A 14,976-nucleotide genomic window follows, 5' to 3' on the forward strand; every position below is an offset into this window, starting at 1 on the left:
GCGGGGCGCCCCGCCCTTGAGAAGTGCAAAAAGCCACGCACAGGTCGCGGCTTTTTGCGGATTGATAGGGGTAGGGCGGACGACCCTTTTCGTTATATAGGTTTTTCGACAGTCTGAAGGCCTGGCGTCTGCCGGGCCTTCTGCTTTCTGGGAGGGAAGAACATGGATATTCGATTGGCACCGTGGAGCATGGAGGATGCAGAAGCACTGGCCTTTCTGATGGAGCGGGCCGACCGGCGGTATCTCAGCGACCGGCTACCCAAGCCCTATACTCTGGAAAACGCCCGGTGGTGGCTGGAAATGGTGGCCCAGCAGGAAGGGAAGACCGGTTTGTTCCGCAAGATTCTGGTGGATGGGCACATGGTGGGGAATATTTCCGCCGAGGGCCAGGAGGATATCTACCGGAAAGACGCGGTGCTGGGCTATGTGCTGGACAAAGAGCAGTGGGGCCGGGGAATCATGAGCCGGGCCGTAGAGCTTTTCTGCCCGCTGGTCTTTGACAGGCTGGATGTGCTGCGGCTCAGCGCCCGGGTGCTGGAGGAGAACATCCCCTCCCGCCGGGTGCTGGAAAAGAACGGTTTTCAGCTGGAAGGCGTGGTGAAACTGGGAGCCTGGAAAGAGGAAAGAGCCCACGACCTTTGGCTCTATGGCAAGCTGAAAAATCAGAACGGACTTTAGTCTTTTCCGCCATCGGCTCCCGGCAGAGTGAAGTAGGCCAGCTGTGATACCGCCTGGGGGGTGCACAGGCACAGGCCGTGGCCCAATGGGGCCGGGAGAAGGGAAAGGTGCAGGCCGGGAAAGCAGGGGAAGGCACCCTTTTCATCCACCAGAGAGAAGGTGGGCAGGCCCTGGGACAATCCCCGGCCAGTGTATTTGATATAGCTCTCTTTGGCGCTCCACAGGGGGAAGAACGCATCGGGATGGGTCTTCAGGTATTCCTGCTCCAAGGGGTGAAAAAAACGCCGGGAGAGGGCTTCTTTGCGGCAGGAACGGGAAACCTGGTAATCCAGTCCCAGAGGCGCGTCTCCAAAGGCGCACATCCAGGTGTCACCGCTGTGGGTGATGGAGAAGTGGAGCTGAGGAAAAGCAGGAAAATAGGGCTTTCCCCATTGGCCAAAGGCCAGCGGCTCTGTGACCGGCTCTCTATTGAGATAGACACCGGCCCCCTGGCGGAGCAGAGTATGGGAAGAGCGATTGGAAAGAGAAGAAGTGACCAAAAGCACTTTCATTGTAGATCACCTTTCAAAACAGCCCCCAAGGCATTGCCTTGGGGGCTGTTGTTTTTGAAAAATTCCCCGCTATCCCAGATAGCAGGAGCGGCCCTGGGGAAGAGCGCTGCCTTCCGGCAAAGCCAAAGCGATGCGGCAGGAGGAGCCATCCTCCACCTGCGTGATCAGGTTTTGCACAAAAGCATCGGTTTCGCTCTGGGCATTGACCAGCAGGGCGTCGCAGTATTCCCGCAGCTGCATGGGATTTTGGCCGGTCATGGCGTCGGTAAGGCTCTGGGCGGCAGTGTCGCTCAGAGCCACCGTCACAGTCATTTCACCGGCGGCCTGCTGAAGCTGCTGGAGCAGCTGGGTGGTGAGGGCCTGCTTGTCGGCGCCCTTATCGGTGACAATGAGATCGGTTTTGCCCCGGGGCGGATAACCCAGGTCGCTGAGGATCACTCCGTCAAAGCCCAGGCTCTGGCAGGAGGTGAGCAGCTGACCGATATATTCCCCGGTCTGAGGGCCGGAAGGCGCCAGCCAGGTGATGTTGTCATAATCCATCCATACGGCGCCGCTTTGGGTACGCAGAGCATTGTCCCGCAGGGCGCGGGGCACGATGTTGTCCCGGCAGACCGACAGCCGGGCGGTGAGGGAGAAGCCAGCCTCTTTCAACTCCGTCAGTCCTTCGGCCACACCGTCATAGGGCTGGGCCGAACCGGCCTGCTGGGCGATGGCCGAATCAGTGGGGATTCCCACCCGGCCGCCTTCCTCCTTCACAGTGAACACCAGAGCGCCGCAGCCGGCGTTCCAGGCTTGGTTCATCAGCTGGCTGCGATAGTTTGCGTCCCCAATGCGGGACAGATCCCCTTCCATGGCCGTGACAGTGGGAGCAGATTCAGGGGGCGTTTCCTCTTCATCCTTGTCCTCCGGATCTTTGTTGCCCTCTTCCTCTTTTTCCGAGCCGTCGTCCACCACCAGCGGTACATCTCCCGGCGTGGTGGGCTCTTTCCCCGACAGGAAGGGGAAGTCAAAATAAAAACCGTCGGCCGTATAGACGATGTGCTCCTGGAGATAGAAGTACCCGCCGGCCAGAACACCTGCTGTGATGAGAAGCACCAGCAGCAGGATGAGAAGCCGGCGGCCTTTTTTCCGGCCCCGGCCATAATAAACCGAATGAGTGGAGTTGATGCCCTTACGCGCCAAAGCTCCCGCCTCCTTTGTTTTACGAAAAAGTCATTTCTTATATACTATATGAAATGGCCGCCAGTTTCAACCGAAAAATGGTGAATTTTAGTGGAACAGTGAAAAATCGGTATAGGAAAGAGAAAAAATTCAAAAAAAGAAGGCCCGAAGGCCTTCTTTCTGTCGTTTTGGATTACAGTGCCGACTGACGGGTTTCGCTGGTGATAGAGCTGGCCCGGACAATGAGCTTCCGGGGGCATACCGCCACGCACTCGCCGCAGTTGACGCATTTGTCGTAATCGATAGAGGCCAGATTATCCACCACATGGATGGCGTCGTGCTTGCAGGTCTTCTGGCACAGAGTACAGCCGATGCAGCCGATGTTGCAGTTTTCCCGCAGCACCGGGCCACGGTCGTGGGAGGAGCAGGAGACGAACACATCCTGCTTTTCCGAAACCAGGGAGATCAGATGCCGGGGGCAGGAGGAGACGCAGAGGCCGCAGGCACGGCATTTGTCTGCCTGTACCACCGCAACGCCGTTGACCACATGGATGGCGTCATAGGGACAGGCCTTCTCGCAGGTGCCGTAGCCCAGGCAGCCATAGGCACAGGCCAGGTCGCCGGAGCCAACCTTGGAGGCGGCCAGGCAGTCCTGGATGCCCTCGTATTCAAACTTCCGCTTGGCATTGTGGCCGCCGCGGCAGTTCACATGGGCCACTTTCCGGTCCTGTGCTCCGGCTTCCACACCCATGATGGCGGCGATTTTGGCAGCCGTTTCCGGTCCGCCCACAGCGCAGCCGCTGCAGGGAGCTTCCCCCGCCACCACGGCGCTGGCAAAGCCGGAGCAGCCGGGATAGCCGCAGCCGCCGCAGTTGGCCCCGGGCAGCACTTCGGTGATCTGGGGCAGGCGCTCGTCCTGCTCCACATGGAAAATCTTAGAGCTCACCGCCAGCAGCAGGCCGAAAAACAGGCCCATGGCCCCCAGGGCCACCACCGGGGCGATGATCGACAGTGTATACAAAGTGATTCACCTCATCTTCTTCATCGGGGATTGTGTTTTCGTTAAAAGATCTTCAGCCCCTGGAATCCCATGAAGGCCATGGCCAGCAGGGAAGCGCTGATCAAGGCGATGGGGAAGCCCTCAAAGGAGGGGGGACATTCGGAAAACTCCAGCCGCTCCCGCACAGAGGCGAAGAGCACGATGGCCAGGGTGAAGCCGGCGGCGGCCGAGAAGCCGTAAACCACCGAGCCGATGAAGTTCAGGTTCTTCTGCACATTGAGCAGAGCCACACCCAGAACGGCGCAGTTGGTGGTGATCAGAGGCAGATAGATGCCCAGGGCCTGGTAGAGGGAGGGCATGCTCTTCATCAGGAACATCTCCACAAACTGCACCAGGCTGGCGATGATCAGGATAAAGGCCACCGTCTGCATGTACTCCAGGTCAAAGGTCAGGAGTACATATTTGTTCACCAGATAGGTGACGGCGGAAGCCACCGTCATAACGAACATGACGGCCAGGCCCATGCCCAGGGCGGTCTCGGTTTTCTTGCTCACGCCCAGGAAGGGGCAGCAGCCGAGGAATTTCACCAAAACGAAGTTCTCCAGCAAAATGGCGCCCAGGGCCAGGGAAAAGAGTTCGGTAAAGCTCATAAATTAGGCCCCTTTCTTTTTCAGGATCTTTTGGAACAGGGCGATGACAAAGCCCAGGGTCAAAAATCCGCCGGCGGGCAGGATCATCATGATGGCCGGCTGGAAGTTGTCCCCGAAGAGGGGATGACCCAGCAGGGTGCCGGCGCCCAGGATCTCACGGATGGTGGACAAAATGCACAGAGCAAAGGTGAAGCCCAGACCCATGGCAAGACCGTCTACCAAAGAGGGGATGACCTTGTTCTTGGAAGCAAAGGCCTCGGCCCGGGCCAGAATGATGCAGTTGACCACGATCAGAGGGATGAACAGGCCCAGGGATTTGGACAGATCGGGCAGATAGGCCTGCATCAGCAGATCCACCGCCGTAACAAAGCCGGCGATGATGGTGATATAGGCGGCGATACGCACCTTAGAGGGGATGAGCTTCCGCAGAAGGGAAATGACCACATTGGAGCAGATGAGAACTGCGGTGGCGGCCATGCCCATGCCGAAGCCGTTTTCCAAAGAAGTGGTGGTGGCCAGAGTGGGGCACATGCCGATCAGCTGCACCAGCACCGGGTTGTTGGTAAAAAGCCCTTCATAGAGCTGACGGAGAAAATTTTTCACGATGCACCCTCCTTACTGCGCCAGGGAAGCGGCCAGGTCCAAAGCGGACTGGACACCCGAGGTGACGCCGTTTGAGGTGATGGTGGCGCCCGACAGGGCCACGATTTCCCCTTCGGCGCCGGTGGCCGATTTCACAACGGTGAGATCGCCCTGCTGGCCTTCATATTGCTGGAGAAATTCCGGTTTTTCGGCGTTGGCGCCCAGGCCGGCGGTTTCGCTCATGTCCACGATCTGCACGCCCAGCACGGTGCCTTCACCGCTGACGCCCACGATCATGGTGATCTCGCCGCCGTAACCCGAGGGAGCTACCTGGACACAGATGCCGTCGGGAGAGCCGTCCCGGATGATCTGATAGGCATCCTGGATGGTCTCGTCATCGATGTCGGCCTCCAGGGGCTCAAAGGTGGCGTCGGTGCCGCACACAGCGCCCATGGCGTCCTTTACCTGCTGCTCTTTCAGAGCGGCGATCTTGTCCCGGGTCAAAGCGTCCACGCAGCCCAGGCACAGAGCAACCACAACGGTGATGGCCAAAAGGGCGCCGCCCAGATGAAGCAGGTCTTTTTTCAGGCTGTCGTTCATTTGCTTTTCCCTCCTTCCGGGGTCTTAACGGCCTTGGGAGGAGCCACAAAGCCGTATTTGCGGGGTCTTGTCACCTTTTCGATGAGGAACACGGTGGCGTTCATCACCAGGATGGAATAGCTGACGCCTTCCGGCATATTGCCGAAAAAGCGGATGAACACCGTCAGCAGGCCGCAGCCGATGCCAAAGACCACCTGACCCTTTTTGGTTACAGGGCTGGTGGAATAGTCGGTGGCCATGAAGATGGCGCCCAGCATCAGGCCGCCGCTGCACAGCTCGGCCAGCATGAATTCCACTCTTCCGTTGCCGTGGGGGAAGAGGAAGCACAGAAGGGCCACGGTGCCCAGATAAGCCACAGGGGTGTGGAAGGTGATGACCTTCCGGGAGATGAGATACAGGCCGCCAGCCAGAAGGGCCAGAGCGGAGATCTCGCCCATGGAGCCGCCCACCATGCCCAGAGCCAGGTCGGTGAGGGAGGCGTTGGGCATCAGTCCCTCTTTCAGGCTGGCCAGAGGAGTGGCCGAGGACACCACATCAGGGGTGGCAAACAGAGGGAGCTTGGTGCGGATGGCGGGCCAGGTGGTCATGATCACCGGGAAACTCATGAGAAAAGCACGGGCGCTGAGGGCGGGGTTCATGAAGTTTTTGCCGATGCCGCCGTACAGCTGCTTGACCACGATGATGGCAAAAGCGTCGCCGATGAGAACCATCCACATGGGGGAGGACACCGGCAGACAGTAGGCCAGCAGAATGCCGGTGACCAGGGCGGAACAATCCCCCACGGTCACAGGCTTTTTCATCAGTCTTTGATAAAGCCACTCAAAAAACAGGCAGCCTGCGGCGGAGACCGCCGTCAGGGTCAGGGCACGGGGGCCAAAGACATAGATGGCAATGGCCAGGGCAGGCATCAGGGCGATGATCACATCCACCATGATCTGCCGGGTGTTATCCTCGTGCCGGATATGGGGAGAGGAAGAAACCGTCAATTTGCTCAAATCAGCCATGGGAACCTCACTTTCTGCGCGCGTTCAAGATCCGCTGCTTGGCCGAGCGGATGCCCTGGACCAGCGGCAGCTTGCCGGGGCAGACATAGGTGCATGCGCCGCACTCGATGCAGTCGAGGGCGTCATATTTTTCACAGGCCTCCAGATTGCCCTTTTCTCCATAGAGATAGATGTAAGTGGGCATCAGGCGCATGGGGCAGGCCTCCACGCATCTTCCGCAGCGGATGCAGGAAGGGGTCTTGGAACCCTTGGCCTCGTCGCCGCAGAAAGCCAGGATGGCATTGGTGCCTTTGAAGATGGGGGCGGTGAGATCGAACTGAGCCACGCCCATCATGGGGCCGCCCATGAGGATCTTGTTGGGTTCCTCTTTGAAGCCGCCGGCCGCTTCGATCACTTCACCGATGGGGGTGCCCACCCGCACTTCCAGGTTCTTGGGCGCGGTGATGGCCGAGCCGGAGACCGTGACGATGCGGCGGATGTCGTTCATACCGGTGCGGAATTTCCGGGCGATGGTGGCGCAGGTGTCCACATTGAACACAACGCACCCGGCATCGGCGGGCAGTTTGCCCGAAGGCACTTCCCGGCCGGTGAGGGCGAAGATCAGCTGTTTTTCTGCGCCCTGGGGGTACTTGGTCTTGAGACGGCACAGCTCGATGGAGCCGTCGGCAGGCAGCAGCTTTTCCACATGGGAAAAGACATCGGCCTTGTTTTCCTCCACAGCCAGCTTGGCCTTCTGCAGGCCCAGAGCCTTGAGCAGGATCTTGATGCCCAGGATCACATCGTTGGTCTGTTCCAGCATGACCCGATGGTCGGATGTGATGTAGGGTTCGCATTCAGCGCCGTTGAGGATCAGGGTATCGGCCTTGCCCAGGCCGGAGCGGATCTTCACATCGGCCGGGAAGGTGGCGCCGCCGTGGCCCACAATGCCGGCCTCACGAATGGCGTTGATGATCTCCTCCTGGGTCATGGCGTCCATATCCAGGGGATGGAGCAAGGGGTCCGGGGTGTCCTGGAAGTCATTTTCAATGACCACCGACAGCACTTTGGACCCATTGGGATGGGGACGGGGCGCCACATCCACCACAGTACCGGAAACGGTGGCGTGGATGTTGGCGCTCACATTGCCGCCCGCTTCAGCCACCGGCTGGCCCAAAAAGACTTGATCGCCTTTTTTGACCACCGGTTTGGCCGGGGCGCCGATGTGCATCGAGACGGGAAGCACCACCTGTTTGGGCGGGGCCATGGGCTCGATGGCCTTTTTGTTGGTTGCAGCCTTTTGATCGTCGGGGTGAATACCCCCGCGGAATGTGTAGGCCATAGTCTCACCTCACAAAGATAATATGCAGAGAAGGGAAGTCCTCAGTTTCCCCTTTTACACAATGCAGTTCATTATAATACAAAAAATCGAAATCCGCAACAAAAATACGAAAATATCCCGAAAAAAAGATGAAAAATCATGGAATTGATAATTAAATAACAAAATTCAATGTTTTTCCTTTTATCGGAGGGCGAAACAAGAGAAAAATGGAAAACAAAAAATGCACGGGGAAATTGTACAGAGTGATCCTTGTTTTTCACTAGATATTCATATAAAATGATGAAAAGGAGGGAATGCCATGAAAAAGCGGATTCTTTTGGGACTTCTTGTTGCGCTTTCCTGGGGTGCTTGCACCTATCTGGGATATCTAAAGGAAAGCAGCTATCAGGTCTATGCAGTGCCTCTGACTTTGCTGCAGATTTTCATGGGCGTGTGCCTGGGACTTTTGCTGTGGGGCCGGATGGAGGATCTGTCTCCCCAGAATCTCCGGTTTGATGCCTTTTCGGCCCTGCGGTTGGTGGTGACCGTTGCCCTGCTGGTGGCAGTGCATCTGGTGTATGAGTATCTGGGCCGCTATGGCGCGCCGGTGGAATACTGGGTCATGATGGGGCTGGTAGCGGGCGCCAGTCTGCCGGGCATCCTTTTGCGGGGCGCTTATGGAAAGGAAAATTATAGCAAAAAATAATTTGTTTCCCCTGGTTTTCCAGGGGAAATTTTTTTGCTTGTTTTACTTTTTCCCACTCTGTGGTATACTGGAGACAACCACTATATTTACGCAAAGGAGAGAACTGCCATGATATTTCAGGAAATGCCTTATGAGCGGGTGGATCTGGCCGCTTTGTGCAAGGTCTACGAAGATCTGAAAGCCCGGATGGAAGGGGCCAAAACGGCAGAGGAAGCCGCTGCTTTGCTGGACGAGCACACTCGTACCTATGAGCCAGCCAGCACCATGATGAGCCTCAGCTCCATTCGCCATACCATCGACACCGAAGATCCTTTCTACACAGCAGAAGAGGAATTTTATGCCCAGGAAGGCCCGGCCTTTGGGGAAAAGGTCACCGATTTCTACCGGGCCGTGCTGGCCTCTCCCTTCCTGAAAGAACTCCGGAAGGAATTTCCCCCGGTGTTTTTCCAAAACATCCAGATGGACGCCAAGACCATTTCCCCGGCTGTGCTGGGAGAACTGGAAGAGGAAAACAAGCTGGTGATGGATTACCAGAAGCTCCAGGGCAGCGCCCAGATCGAGTTTCAGGGAAAGGTGTGCAACCTGTCCCAGCTGGCTGTTTATAAGGAAGACCCCCAGCGGGAGGTGCGGAAAGGGGCCTACACCGCCGAAGGGAATTTCTACCGGGAACACAAGGCGGAATACGACCGGATCTATGACGAGCTGGTGAAAAAGCGCACGGCCATTGCAAAAAAGCTGGGCTTTCAGAATTTTGTGGAGCTGGGCTACCTGCGCATGGGCCGTAACTGCTATGACAAAAAGGATGTGGCCGTGTTCCGGGAAGAAGTGGTGCGGGAGATCGTGCCCATCGTCTGTGAGATGAAAAAAGAGCAGCAGAAGCGGCTGGGTCTGCCGGATTTCAAGTTCTATGATGATCCGGTGGTGTGCCGGGGAGGAAATCCGGCGCCCCAGGGTACCTTTGAGGACACCTATCGCACCGGTATCGAGATGTACCGGAAGATGTCCCCGCTCACAAAGGACTTCATCAACAAGATGGACAGCATGCACCTGTTTGATCTGATCGCCAAAAAGGGCAAGATGACCGGCGGCTATTGCAGCTATCTGGCTTCTTATAAGGCTCCCTTCATCTTCGCCAACTTCAACGGCACTTCCCACGATGTGGAAGTCTTTACCCACGAGGGAGGCCATGCCCTGGCTGCATTCATGGCCTCGGACAAAACCCGGCTGATGGAGTGCGCCATGCCTACATTGGAGGGCTGTGAAGTTCATTCCATGTCCATGGAGTTTTTGTGCTGGCCCTATCTGGAAGGGTTCTATGGGGACAAGGCTGACAAGGCCCGGGCCATTCACCTGGGCGGCACTCTGTCCTTCCTGCCCTACGGCTGTCAGGTGGATGAGTTCCAGCACATCGTTTATGAAAACCCGGATATGACCCCGGAAGAGCGCAACGCCCAGTGGGCCGCTCTGGATAAAAAGTACCGCCCCTGGCTGGATTTTGAATCGGTGCCCTTCTATGCCGACGGCGCAGCCTGGCAGCGGCAGATCCACATCTACACCGATCCTTTCTATTATATCGACTACTGTCTGGCCCAGTCGGTGGCCCTGCAGATCTTCCGTCTCATGGAGGAAAAGGGCTGGCAGGCCGCCTTTGATCAGTATCTGGCCTACACCCGTCAGGGAGGCAATGACACCTTCCTGGGCCTTTTGCAGAAGGCCGGACTGGAAAATCCCATGGAAAAGGGCTCGCTCAAAAATGTAGCCTGGGAAGCCAGAGAGTATCTCACTGCCCATCAAAAAGATCTGGATTAAAAAAAGCGCATAGTTTCCTTCCTTCCGCCCATACTGGGAAAAAAGGGAGGAAGGACGATGAGAAAGCGTGTATGGTTGGCCGGGATTCTGGCGGGCAGCATATTGCTGTCCGCCTGCGGCCGCAATGAAAAGGACAAGGCCCAGGAAAAGAAGGACGATCCGGCCCAAAATTCCCAGGAACAGACCCAGCAGCAAACCCCGGAGGAAACCCCTGCCCCCGATCCGGCCCAGCCGCCGGAGACGGCGGAAAACAAAGCCGCACCCCAGGAGCTGGTCGCTGTGAGCACTGCCTTGCACGATTGGGACGAAGGGCGCATGGAAAACCTGCGCCTGGCCTGTCAGGCCGTTCACGGGGCGGTGATCCCGGCGGGCGGTTCCTTTTCCTTCAATGAAGCCCTGGGAGAGCGCACCGAGGAAAAGGGTTACCGCCCGGCCATTGCCTTTGAGAACGGGGAGAAGGTAATGGAGGTGGGAGGCGGCGTGTGCCAGGTGAGCACCACCCTGTTCCTGGCTGCCCAGCAGGGAGGTATGGAAATCCTGGAGCGACATCCCCATCAGCTGCCGGTGCCCTATGCAGGAGAAGGTCAGGATGCGGCGGTGGAATATGGAAGCCTGGATTTTCGCTTTCAGAATCCCACCGCATCCCCTGTGGAGATCGGCTGCTGGCTGACGGGGGACAGCGTCACTGTCTCCCTGACAGTCCAGTGACCGGGCTTGGAGTTTTGGTGCATTGGCCTGGTTCTGTTGCCGGGCGCGGCAGCGGTCCGGTGGCCAGATAGCCGTGCTTTCTTTGCCTGGATGAACACAACGGGCCTTGGTTCTGTTGCCAGGCGCGGCAGCGGTCCGGTGGCCGGACAGCCGTGCTTTCTTTGCCTGGACGAACACAACGGGCCTTGGTTCTGTTGCCGGGCGCGGCAGCGGTCCGGTGGCCGGACAGCCGTGCTTTCTTTGCCTGGATGAACACAACGGGCCTTGGTTCTGTTGCCGGGCGCGGCAGCGGTCCGGCGGCCGGACAAACGGGCCTTGGTTCTGTTGCCGGGCGCGGCAGCGCAGTTTGGGTGCAGCGTCACGCTGCTCCGGTGGCCGGACAGCCGTGCTTTCTTTGCCTGGATGAACACAACGGGCCTTGGTTCTATTGCCGGGCTCGCCACCGCCACCTGCCGGAAAAAGTGGATGAGCCACTTTTTCCGGCTCTTTTTTTGTGTTACAATAAAGGGTAGAGCAAAAGGAGGAATGTCCATGCTGTGGCGGTGTCCGGTGTGCGGCGCAGAATTGCAGGAAGAGGAAAAAGGCGGGGTTTGTCCTCAGGGCCATCGGTTTGACAAGGCCCGCAGCGGCTATCTGAACCTGCTGCCCCCTTCGGGGAAAAAGACCCGGGAGCCGGGGGATAACAAAGAGATGATCCGGGCCCGGTGGTCCTTTCTGCAAAAAGGCTATTACTCCCCTCTGGCCGATCTGGCAGGGGAGATCACCCTGGGGGAGGGAAAACCGCCCCTTCGGATACTGGATGCCGGCTGTGGTGAGGGCTACTATTCCCAGCGTTTGTGGGAAAAAGCCCAGAAAAGCGGCTGGGAACTGGAAATCTACGGCATGGACATCTCCAAATTCGCTGTGGACCGGGCGGCCAAGGGCCTGAAACAGGGCCGCTATGCTGTGGGAAGTCTGTACCATCTGCCTTTGGGAGATGGAGCGGTGGATGTGATCTGGAACTTTTTCGCTCCCCATTGCCCGGAGGAGTTTGCCCGGGTGCTGAGAAAGAATGGGCGGCTGCTGGTGGCGGTGCCGGGAAAGCGGCATCTGTGGGAGCTGAAAGAGCGGCTGTACGATGAACCCTATGAAAACCCAGGAACTGCGCCCCATCTGTCGGGGTTTCTTCTGGAAGAGACCCGGCCGGTTACATACCCCATGGCCCTCAGCGGGGAGGATGTGTGGAGCCTTTTTCAGATGACGCCCTATTTCTATAAAACCGACCCCCAGCGGCGGGAGTCCCTTTCCCAGGCCCACGGGATGGAGATCACCGCCGATTTTCTGCTGCTTTGTTACCGGAAGGAGGAAGGATAAATGGAATACGAAGGCCAGATCTGCCGCAGTCCCATGGAGCGTTCTTCCTTCATGCTGCCGGTGATGGTGGGGTGCAGCTATAACCGGTGCAAGTTCTGTATGCTGTTCAAGCACCTGACCTATCGCCGCCTGCCCATGGAGCAGATTTTTGCCGATATCCGCCGGGTGGCCGACCTGGGAGGCGATCCTAAGTGGGTTTTTCTGGGAGACGGCAACGCCTTTTCGCTTCCTGCGGAGGACCTGCTCACCATTTTGCAGGAGATCCGCTGGGCATTCCCCAGCTGCCAGGGGGTGAATATGGACGCCACCGTCACCAGTATTGCTCAAAAAACCGATGAGCAGCTGCGCTTGCTGACTCAGGCTGGGGTGTCTCATCTGTATCTGGGCATTGAAAGCGGCCTGGACGATGTGCTCCGGCTGATGGACAAGGATCACACCAAAGCCCAGGCCATGGAGCAGATCCGCCGCATCCAGCAGGCGGGGATGGTTTTTGACGCCCATATTATGACCGGCGTTGCCGGAAAAGGCCGGGGGCGGGAAAACGCTTTGGCCCTGGGAGAATTTTTCCGCCGCACCCGTCCCAGCCGGATGGTGAATTTCTCCATGTTCATCCACCGGAGAGCCCCTCTGTACCAACTGATTCAGCAAGGGAAGTTTGTTCCGGCGGACGAAGGGGAAGCCCTGGAAGAGGAGCGGGTGCTGCTTCACCAGCTGTGGAATATGGAAGTGGAGTACGACGGCTTCCATGACATTCTGCCCCTGCGGGTACGGGGCAAATTGCCGGAGGATCGGGAAAAGATGATAAGAAAACTGGAAAAGGCCCTGGGAGAGCATGGGGATGCTCCTTGGCCCGTGGCGTTGGTGGATTGATGGCAGCGAAACAATACAATGCAGTGGATTTGTTTTCCGGCGTGGGTGGCCTGAGTTACGGCTTTGAACAGCTGAAGGAATTCGCCATCCTGGCGGCCAATGAGGTGGAGCCGGACATTGCCCGGGCCTACTCTCTCAACTATCCCCAGGTGAAGATGCTCTGCCGGGATATCGGTCAGGTGACCGGAGAAATGCTGGGAGAGGCTTTGGACGGCAAGCAGGTGGATCTGGTGTTGGGCGGCCCGCCCTGCCAGTCCTATTCCACCCTGGGCAAGCGGCAGATGGATGGCCGGGCCCGGTTGTTTCTGGAATATAAGCGGGTGCTGTCCCTGCTCCGTCCCCGGGCTTTTTTGTTTGAAAATGTGTCCGGGTTGCTGAGCATGGATGGAGGACGGCTCTTTCCCCAGATCCAGCGGGAGTTCGGGGAGCTGGGCTATACCCTGAAATACCAGGTGATGGATGCGGCAGAATACGGTGTACCTCAGCGGCGGGAACGGGTGATTCTGGTGGGGATGCAGGGGAAGAACACCTTCTCCTATCCACAGCCCACCCATGGAGAAGGAAAATTGCCCTTTGTGACCCTGGAGCAGGCCATCGGCGATCTGCCCCCCATCAAAAGCGGGCAGCAGAAGAATCGGTACCAGGGGCCTATTGACAACGACTTTCTCCGTTTTGTCCGGCAGGAGGGGGAGGAAACCGTCACCGAGCACGCTTCCCCCAAGAACGGGGCCCATCTCATCCGCATCATGGAGGCTCTGAAGGATGGCCAGGGGAAAAACGATCTGCCGGAAGAACTGCGGCCCAAAAGCGGCTATGGCAACACCTATGCCAAGCTGTGGTGGAAGCGGCCCTCCACCACCATCACACGGAATTTTGCCTGCCCTTCTTCTTCCCGGTGCATCCATCCCCGGGATTCCCGGGCCTTGTCCATCCGGGAAGGGGCACGGCTCCAGAGTTTCCCCGACGATTACCGCTTTTATGGTGGCGACGGCATGAAGCGGCTGGAGATCGGCAATGCCGTGCCGCCCCTTCTCTCGCTGGCTCTGGCCCGGCAGATGCTCCAGGCCCTGGAAAACTGAAACCTTCCGAAATTCTTAAGAAAAGGCTCAGGAGTTTTTTCAAAAGGGAAAGCCTCTCTTTGGTAGTATGGAAATGTACCAAAGAGGGGCTTTTTGCTCCCTCCGAAAAAGGAGTGGCTGTTTGTGAATACAGGAATTTGGGATGGGGAGAACTGGGAACTGGAGCAGAAGGCCCACTGGAAAAAGCAAGAGGCAATCGCCCGGGAAGAGCGCCGGGCCGTTCGGCGGAAAAAGCGGCGGCGGAAGATGTGGGGAGATCTGTTTCTGACCTTTTTGTTTGTGCTGGGATGCCTGGGGATCGGTTATTGGGCCATCGGGCAGCAAGGAGAAGGTGGGAACGGTCAGTCTATTTTTGTGCAGGCCCTTGCGGGACAGGATCTTTCCGGGGAAGAAACGGATGCGCTCCTTCTGGTCAACCGGTGGAATCCTTTGCCGGAGGGATATGTTCCCGATCTGGTGGAGGTTCCTGGCGGGGAAAAGGTGGCAAAGGAGGCCTATGCCCCTTTGATGGAGATGCTGCAGCAGGCGGAGGCGGAAGGCCTGGGGCCTCAGGTGGTTTCCGGCTGGCGCACCCAGGAAAAGCAGCAGAGTCTGTATGATAATAAGATCGGAGAATATCTTTCCCAGGGATATTCCCAAAAGGATGCTGTGGCCGCTGCGGAAGAGTGGGTAGCCAAACCCGGCACCAGCGAGCACCAGTTGGGACTGGCGGTGGATATCAATGGGAATAGCTACGACATCTACACCTGGCTTCAGGAAAACAGTTGGCGCTATGGCTTTATCTTTCGTTATCCTGGGGACAAGCAGTCCCTCACCGGGGTGGCCGAGGAAGTGTGGCACTACCGGTATGTGGGAAAGAAAGCGGCGGAGATGATCCACAGCCAGGAGCTTTGCCTGGAAGAATATGCAGAACAACAGAAATGAAGAA

General features: G+C 57.8%; 15 protein-coding genes and 1 pseudogene. 8 read left to right on the forward strand and 8 right to left on the reverse strand.

Annotation, left to right across the window (positions count from 1 at the left end; translation table 11 throughout):
* Nucleotides 1-162: 162 nt before the first annotated feature.
* Nucleotides 163-678 (forward strand): GNAT family N-acetyltransferase, encoded by a 516-nt coding sequence (locus KQI26_RS02530; protein WP_216503080.1) that lies wholly within the window; start codon nucleotides 163-165, stop codon nucleotides 676-678.
* Here the strand turns inward: KQI26_RS02530 and KQI26_RS02535 are convergent.
* The 8 genes from KQI26_RS02535 to rsxC all read right to left on the reverse strand — a co-directional run bounded on the left by KQI26_RS02535 (nucleotide 675) and on the right by rsxC (nucleotide 7,544).
* Nucleotides 675-1,229: a 4'-phosphopantetheinyl transferase superfamily protein gene (locus tag KQI26_RS02535; RefSeq protein ID WP_216503081.1), complete on the reverse strand. Its 555-nt coding sequence runs from the start codon at nucleotides 1,227-1,229 to the stop codon at nucleotides 675-677. The two genes, KQI26_RS02530 and KQI26_RS02535, sit on opposite strands and share 4 nt — an antisense overlap.
* A gap of 69 nt (nucleotides 1,230-1,298) precedes the next feature.
* The gene (locus KQI26_RS02540; RefSeq protein ID WP_216503082.1) at nucleotides 1,299-2,411 is read right to left on the reverse strand and encodes a putative glycoside hydrolase; all 1,113 of its coding nucleotides are present in this window, start codon (nucleotides 2,409-2,411) and stop codon (nucleotides 1,299-1,301) included.
* Nucleotides 2,412-2,583: 172 nt separating this feature from the next.
* Nucleotides 2,584-3,411: an RnfABCDGE type electron transport complex subunit B gene (locus tag KQI26_RS02545; RefSeq protein ID WP_253292635.1), complete on the reverse strand. Its 828-nt coding sequence runs from the start codon at nucleotides 3,409-3,411 to the stop codon at nucleotides 2,584-2,586.
* 41 nt (nucleotides 3,412-3,452) lie between these two features.
* Nucleotides 3,453-4,040: an electron transport complex subunit RsxA gene (rsxA, locus tag KQI26_RS02550; protein WP_216503083.1), complete on the reverse strand. Its 588-nt coding sequence runs from the start codon at nucleotides 4,038-4,040 to the stop codon at nucleotides 3,453-3,455.
* A 3-nt stretch (nucleotides 4,041-4,043) separates the two neighbouring features.
* Nucleotides 4,044-4,643, reverse strand: a complete 600-nt coding sequence (gene rsxE / locus KQI26_RS02555) for an electron transport complex subunit RsxE (RefSeq protein WP_118747769.1) — start codon at nucleotides 4,641-4,643, stop codon at nucleotides 4,044-4,046.
* A 12-nt stretch (nucleotides 4,644-4,655) separates the two neighbouring features.
* Complete coding sequence (locus tag KQI26_RS02560; RefSeq protein ID WP_118426411.1) at nucleotides 4,656-5,222, reverse strand: RnfABCDGE type electron transport complex subunit G; 567 nt, start codon at nucleotides 5,220-5,222, stop codon at nucleotides 4,656-4,658.
* Entirely contained in the window at nucleotides 5,219-6,226 is a 1,008-nt protein-coding gene (locus KQI26_RS02565) for an RnfABCDGE type electron transport complex subunit D (protein ID WP_216503084.1), read from the reverse strand. The genes KQI26_RS02560 and KQI26_RS02565 overlap by 4 nt, the downstream gene beginning before the upstream one ends.
* 7 nt (nucleotides 6,227-6,233) lie before the next feature.
* On the reverse strand, nucleotides 6,234-7,544 hold the full coding sequence (rsxC, locus tag KQI26_RS02570; RefSeq protein ID WP_216503085.1) for an electron transport complex subunit RsxC: 1,311 nt from the start codon (nucleotides 7,542-7,544) through the stop codon (nucleotides 6,234-6,236).
* 298 nt (nucleotides 7,545-7,842) lie between these two features.
* Between rsxC and KQI26_RS02575 the strand changes: the two genes are divergently transcribed.
* The 7 genes and pseudogenes from KQI26_RS02575 to KQI26_RS02605 all read left to right on the forward strand — a co-directional run.
* Entirely contained in the window at nucleotides 7,843-8,229 is a 387-nt protein-coding gene (locus KQI26_RS02575; RefSeq protein ID WP_216503086.1) for a hypothetical protein, read from the forward strand.
* Between the two features lie 108 nt (nucleotides 8,230-8,337).
* On the forward strand, nucleotides 8,338-10,038 hold the full coding sequence (locus KQI26_RS02580; RefSeq protein ID WP_216503087.1) for a M3 family oligoendopeptidase: 1,701 nt from the start codon (nucleotides 8,338-8,340) through the stop codon (nucleotides 10,036-10,038).
* A gap of 57 nt (nucleotides 10,039-10,095) precedes the next feature.
* The gene (locus KQI26_RS02585; RefSeq protein ID WP_216503088.1) at nucleotides 10,096-10,746 is read left to right on the forward strand and encodes a VanW family protein; all 651 of its coding nucleotides are present in this window, start codon (nucleotides 10,096-10,098) and stop codon (nucleotides 10,744-10,746) included.
* Between the two features lie 531 nt (nucleotides 10,747-11,277).
* Complete coding sequence (locus KQI26_RS02590) at nucleotides 11,278-12,099, forward strand: putative RNA methyltransferase (RefSeq protein ID WP_216503089.1); 822 nt, start codon at nucleotides 11,278-11,280, stop codon at nucleotides 12,097-12,099.
* Complete coding sequence (locus KQI26_RS02595; protein ID WP_216503090.1) at nucleotides 12,100-12,969, forward strand: radical SAM protein; 870 nt, start codon at nucleotides 12,100-12,102, stop codon at nucleotides 12,967-12,969.
* Nucleotides 12,969-14,048 (forward strand): DNA cytosine methyltransferase, encoded by a 1,080-nt coding sequence (locus KQI26_RS02600; protein ID WP_216503091.1) that lies wholly within the window; start codon nucleotides 12,969-12,971, stop codon nucleotides 14,046-14,048. Before KQI26_RS02595 ends, KQI26_RS02600 begins: the two co-directional genes overlap by 1 nt.
* Nucleotides 14,049-14,420: 372 nt before the next feature.
* A pseudogene (locus KQI26_RS02605) lies at nucleotides 14,421-14,972 on the forward strand (M15 family metallopeptidase); the annotation flags it as partial.
* Between the last annotated feature and the right edge of the window lie 4 nt (nucleotides 14,973-14,976).

It is taken from the genome of Intestinimonas sp. MSJ-38, assembly GCF_018917925.1.
GTDB lineage: Bacteria > Bacillota > Clostridia > Oscillospirales > Butyricicoccaceae > Pseudobutyricicoccus.

Coding starts and splice junctions, on each gene's coding strand:
- KQI26_RS02530 (WP_216503080.1), top strand. CDS start 163: ATGGATATTCGATTGGCACCGTGGAGCATGGAGGATGCAGAAGCACTG.
- KQI26_RS02535 (WP_216503081.1), bottom strand. CDS start 1,229: ATGAAAGTGCTTTTGGTCACTTCTTCTCTTTCCAATCGCTCTTCCCAT.
- rsxA (WP_216503083.1), bottom strand. CDS start 4,040: ATGAGCTTTACCGAACTCTTTTCCCTGGCCCTGGGCGCCATTTTGCTG.
- KQI26_RS02560 (WP_118426411.1), bottom strand. CDS start 5,222: ATGAACGACAGCCTGAAAAAAGACCTGCTTCATCTGGGCGGCGCCCTT.
- KQI26_RS02565 (WP_216503084.1), bottom strand. CDS start 6,226: ATGGCTGATTTGAGCAAATTGACGGTTTCTTCCTCTCCCCATATCCGG.
- rsxC (WP_216503085.1), bottom strand. CDS start 7,544: ATGGCCTACACATTCCGCGGGGGTATTCACCCCGACGATCAAAAGGCT.
- KQI26_RS02575 (WP_216503086.1), top strand. CDS start 7,843: ATGAAAAAGCGGATTCTTTTGGGACTTCTTGTTGCGCTTTCCTGGGGT.
- KQI26_RS02580 (WP_216503087.1), top strand. CDS start 8,338: ATGATATTTCAGGAAATGCCTTATGAGCGGGTGGATCTGGCCGCTTTG.
- KQI26_RS02585 (WP_216503088.1), top strand. CDS start 10,096: ATGAGAAAGCGTGTATGGTTGGCCGGGATTCTGGCGGGCAGCATATTG.
- KQI26_RS02590 (WP_216503089.1), top strand. CDS start 11,278: ATGCTGTGGCGGTGTCCGGTGTGCGGCGCAGAATTGCAGGAAGAGGAA.
- KQI26_RS02595 (WP_216503090.1), top strand. CDS start 12,100: ATGGAATACGAAGGCCAGATCTGCCGCAGTCCCATGGAGCGTTCTTCC.
- KQI26_RS02600 (WP_216503091.1), top strand. CDS start 12,969: ATGGCAGCGAAACAATACAATGCAGTGGATTTGTTTTCCGGCGTGGGT.